Annotated in this window: 3 protein-coding genes and 2 pseudogenes; 2 read left to right on the plus strand and 3 right to left on the minus strand. The window is 70.9% G+C overall.

Features of this window, described 5'->3' with window-relative positions; all coding sequences use genetic code 11:
* Both FCI23_RS54130 and FCI23_RS54135 read left to right on the plus strand, forming a co-directional pair.
* A pseudogene (locus FCI23_RS54130) lies at positions 1–2370 on the plus strand (ATP-binding protein); the annotation flags it as partial.
* Positions 2367–3050: a response regulator gene (locus FCI23_RS54135; protein ID WP_136731550.1), complete on the plus strand. Its 684-nt coding sequence runs from the start codon at positions 2367–2369 to the stop codon at positions 3048–3050. The pseudogene FCI23_RS54130 and the gene FCI23_RS54135, both read left to right, overlap by 4 nt.
* Positions 3051–3067: 17 nt before the next feature.
* Here FCI23_RS54135 and FCI23_RS54140 read toward each other — a convergent pair whose 3' ends face one another.
* The 3 genes and pseudogenes from FCI23_RS54140 to FCI23_RS54150 form a co-directional block, all read right to left on the minus strand.
* A complete protein-coding gene (locus tag FCI23_RS54140; RefSeq protein ID WP_322974065.1) occupies positions 3068–3640 on the minus strand; it encodes a hypothetical protein in 573 nt (190 codons plus the stop codon).
* A 411-nt stretch (positions 3641–4051) separates the two neighbouring features.
* Positions 4052–4303, minus strand: a pseudogene (locus tag FCI23_RS54145) (potassium-transporting ATPase subunit KdpA); the annotation flags it as partial.
* A gap of 43 nt (positions 4304–4346) precedes the next feature.
* On the minus strand, positions 4347–4436 hold the full coding sequence (locus FCI23_RS54150) for a potassium-transporting ATPase subunit F (protein ID WP_136731552.1): 90 nt from the start codon (positions 4434–4436) through the stop codon (positions 4347–4349).
* Between the last annotated feature and the right edge of the window lie 161 nt (positions 4437–4597).

Genomic DNA, 4597 nt, shown 5'->3' on the forward strand with positions numbered 1-4597 from the left:
TGCGGCCCCGGGCAGAACGGGAGTACCGGGGCAGCAGCTTCCCCGAGATGGACCTCGACGCGGTCCTCGCCCGCAAGCCGCAGGTGGCGCTGGTCGACGAGCTGGCCCACACCAACGTCCCCGGCGGCCGCAACGCCAAGCGCTGGCAGGACGTCGAAGAACTCCTCAAGGCGGGGATCGACGTAGTGACCACGGTCAACGTCCAGCACCTGGAGTCGCTCAACGACGTCGTCGAGAAGATCACCGGGGTCCCGCAGCGTGAGACCGTCCCCGACGAGATCGTCCGCCACGCCCACCAGATCGAGCTGGTGGACCTGCCCGCCGAAGCCCTGCGCCGCCGGATGGCGCACGGCAACGTCTACGCCCCGGAGAAGGTGGATGCGGCGCTCGCCAACTACTTCCGGGTCGGGAATCTGACCGCACTGCGGGAACTGGCCCTGCTGTGGGTCGCCGGGCGGGTGGACGAGTCCCTGCAGAGGTACCCGCTCCGAGCACGGCATCGGCGGGGTGTGGGAGACCCGTGAGCGGGTCGTGGTCGCCCTCACCGGCGGCCCGGAGGGCGAGACACTGATCCGCAGGGCGGCCAGGATCGCCGACCGCTCCGCCGGCGGCGACCTGCTCGCCGTGCACATCGCCCGCAGCGACGGCCTCGCCGACGCCTCACCCGCCGCCCTCGCCAGACAACGCGCACTCATCGAAAGCCTCGGCGGCAGCTACCACTCCGTCGTCGGCGACCACATCCCCACCGCCCTGCTGGACTTCGCCCGCGCCGAGAACGCCACCCAGCTCGTCATGGGCACCAGCCGCCGGGGACAACTGCTGCGTTTCCTCACCGGACCCGGCGTCGGAGAGATCACCACCGAACTCTCCGGCGACATCGACGTCCACCGGGTCACCCACGAACGGGCCGGATGCGGCCGCCTGCTGCCCACCCCAGGGAGCACCCTTTCGTTGTCCCGACGAGTGGCCGGACCGGTGGCCGGTCTCGTCCTCCCCGTGCTGCTGACCACCCTGCTGAGCAACAACCGCGGACACCTCAACCTCACCAGCGAAGCCCTGCTCTTCCTCCTCGCCGTCGTCGGCGTCGCCTGCATCGGCGGCGTGACCTCCGCCCTGCTGGCATCGATCACCGCATCCTGCCTCCTCATCTACTACTTCATCCCGCCCATTGACCAGTTCACCATCGGTACGCCCGACAACGTGCTCGCCCTCGCCGTCTTCGCGGTGGTCGCCGTCACCGTCGCCGCCATCGTGGACCGCTCGCTGCGCCTGTCCCGGCGCGCGGCGAAGGCCACCGCCGAGGCCGAGGTCCTTTCCTCGCTGGCCGGCAGCATCGTCCGCGGCGACCAGGCGGTACCGGCGCTGCTGGAGCGTACGAGGGAGGCCTTCGGCATGGAATCGGCCACCCTGGTCGACCGGGACGACCAGCCCGGCGGGGCCGAGCCGGGCAGCGACGAGGCTGCCGTAACGATCCCGGTGGGGCAGGACAGCCTGCTCGTGCTGCGGGGCCGCAGCCTGGTTGCCTCCGAACGCCGGGTGCTCACCGCCTTCGCGGCCCACGTCACCGCCGCCCTGGAACGGGCCCGGCTGGCCGAAGCCGCCGCCGAGGTCGAACCCGTCAGGGCCGCCGACCGGATGCGTACCGCGCTGCTGGCCGCCGTCAGCCACGACCTGCGCACCCCGCTGGCCGGCGCCTGGGCCGCCGTCAGCAGCCTGCGCAGCCGCGATGTGGAGTTCTCCGACGAGGACCGCGACGAACTGCTCGCCACCGCCGAGGAATCGCTGGCCAAACTCAACCATCTGGTCGGCAACCTGCTCGACATGAGCCGCCTCCAGGCCGGCGCCCTTACCCTCCACCTGCAGCCCACCGCGCTCGCCGACGTAACTCCGCTGGCCCTGGACACTCTCCCCGAGACCCCTGTGCCGGTCGTCTCCCAGGGGCTGGAGGAGACGCCGGAAGTCCTCGCGGATCCACCGGTGCTGGAGCGGGTCGTCGCGAACCTGGTGACTAACGCCCTCCGGCACACCCCCGAGGGCAAGCCCGTACTGGTGAGCGGCAGCGCCCTCGGCTCCCGCGTCGAGCTGCGCGTCGTCGACCGGGGACCAGGGCTGCGGCCCGAGGACCGGGACCGGGCCTTCGAGCCCTTCCAGCGCATGGGCGACACGGACAACACCACCGGCCTGGGCCTCGGCCTCGCCCTGTCCCGGGGGCTGACGGAGGCGATGGGCGGCAGCCTCACCCACGAAGAGACCCCCGGCGGGGGCCTGACCATGGTCCTCTCCCTCCTCGCCGCCGACGCCGTCGAGGCCACCACTGCTGCCGAAGCCACCGAAGCCACCGAAGCCACCGAGGAGGAGGTGCAGGCATGAGGCGCGTCCTGATCGTCGACGACGAACCGCAGATGGTTCGAGCCCTGGACATCAACCTCAGGGCCCGTGAATACGATGTGGCCACCGCCCGCGACGGCAGCACAGCCCTGCGTCTGGCTTCCCGCAAACCGCCCGACGTGATCATCCTCGACCTCGGCCTGCCGGACCTGCCCGGCATCGACGTCATCCACGGACTGCGGGTATGGACTTCCCTGCCGATCATCGTGGTGTCCGGGCGGACGGACACCACCGAAAAGATCGCCGCACTCGACGCCGGAGCCGACGACTACCTCACCAAACCCTTCCTCATGGAGGAACTGCTCGCCCGGCTCCGCGCCGTCCTGCGCCGCCCGCCGGCCATCGACGAACCGGGCACCGTGACCATCGCGGACTGGCAGCTGGATCTCGCCGCCTACACCGCCGCCCCCGCGTCGGGAAACGGCGAGCCGCTCCACCTCACCCCGACCGAATGGCGGCTCCTCGCTCCGCTGCTGCGCAACCCCGGCCGCCTGGTCACCGGCCGTCAGCTGCTCCAGGACGTCTGGGGCCCCGATTGCGAGGAGCGGACCAACTACCTGCGCGTCTACATCTCCGGCCTGCGCCAGAAGCTGGAACCGGACCCGGCGCACCCGCGCCACCTCATCACCGAACCCGGCATCGGCTACCGCTTCGAGCCGTGAGCGTACGGAGGCAACTACTACTCCAGCCCCGAGGCCCTGAGGACCGCCCGGGCCGTCTCGTCGTCGATCTGCTCCGCCAACTCCCGCAGCACGTCGGTCCCGGACCGCAGCGTTCCGCGCTCGCGCGAGCGGCGGGCGCCTGCGTCCAGCAGATGCCAGAGCAGCGGGTTGGCGGCGAGGACCCGAGGGGTGAGCTCCACACACCCGCCGTAGGCGTCCCGCAGGACCAGCCGCTGCGCGACGGGGCCGCACGAATACAGCGCCACCAGGGCGTCCGTACATACCCGCCGCTCACGCACGGATCCCCGTACCGCCAGCCACCCCTCGCCCGCGGTGACGCGCGGCGGCAGGAGTACGGCGAACACCATGGCGCCCAGCACGGCCCACAGCCCGGCACGCGGCGGAGTAAGCCCGCCCGACCCCCAGTCGAGCAGCATCATCAGCCCGGAGAACGCCACCGCGCAGTACACCGCGGCACGCGAGTTCCCGGCCCAGTGCCGGTCGACGGCCGTTTCCCCGACGGTCGGCGGCCCGGTCCCGGTGTGCTGCCGGCGGCGCGCTGCGGCCGATCGAGCGGTTCGGCGTCCCATACGGCCGACGCTAGGCGTGCCAGACCTCCGCGCCCTCGGCACTGACGCCCCCTTGACGCCGTTCCGCCCATCTTTAACGGGATTCTGACGCGGCGAGGAAAGGCTCAGCCGACGTGGACGTGGGAGCGGCGCGCCGTCGGGTTCGGCTTCGCGGAGCACTTTGCGGGTGACGGGGGCGACTTCTCCTAGGCCGAAGAGGAAGAAGCGCAGGAACTGGAGGAGGGGGTTGCCTTCGGTGGCGAAGGTGATTCGCGGCGTACGAGAACCCGGACCCTGAGGTCGAGCCCAAGCACCGCCGGTAGGAGATCCTGCAGAACCAGCGCGGCATCCTGCTGGCCACCGTCCTGCGGGCCCGCACCGACGTCGTCGTCTGCATGCTGCCGTACCGGCTCAACCTCTGACGCCGCGCCGCTACCGCATTCCCTCGGCCAGCGGCCCGAGCGACAGGGCCGGGAAGAAGTTGAGCAGGGTGAGGACGGTACAGTCCGCTGCCGGTGCTGCCGGTGCTGCCGGGGCGATCTCGCCGAGCATCGTCGCGGCCATGAGTACGCCGCCGCCGAGGCTGGAGAAGCTGTCGTACGAGGCGTTGGCCGCGCCGTCCGCCGACATGCCGAAGAGGGTGCTGCCGGGGATGTCGAAGCGGGCCTCGGTGCCCTCGCTCTGTCCGCCGACGCTGCGGTGACGGCGCCGGTGTGGGCGCCGGTCATCAGGAGCGCTCCGAGAAGATCAGGGCGTAGACCAGGTAGCTGGTCAGGGAGCACGCGATGATCAGGCCGACAGTGTTCTCGACGCTCATCGGGACCACGTCCGTCGGTGTCTGCACAGCATGGGGGACTCACTTACGACGTCGTGCGCGGTAGCTGAGACCCCGGTCTGAGCATGCAAACGGCCGTGCGAGACGATCATGATTGTGACGTCAAGAGGGGCCCGCACGGCCTTGAGCCATCGTATCTGCAC

This window comes from Actinacidiphila oryziradicis, from assembly GCF_005047355.1.
Lineage (GTDB): Bacteria > Actinomycetota > Actinomycetes > Streptomycetales > Streptomycetaceae > Actinacidiphila > Actinacidiphila oryziradicis.

Excerpts from the sequence above, each read along its gene's own strand:
- FCI23_RS54135 (WP_136731550.1), top strand. The coding sequence starts at position 2,367 with ATGAGGCGCGTCCTGATCGTCGACGACGAACCGCAGATGGTTCGAGCC.
- FCI23_RS54140 (WP_322974065.1), bottom strand. The coding sequence starts at position 3,640 with ATGGGACGCCGAACCGCTCGATCGGCCGCAGCGCGCCGCCGGCAGCAC.
- FCI23_RS54150 (WP_136731552.1), bottom strand. The coding sequence starts at position 4,436 with ATGAGCGTCGAGAACACTGTCGGCCTGATCATCGCGTGCTCCCTGACC.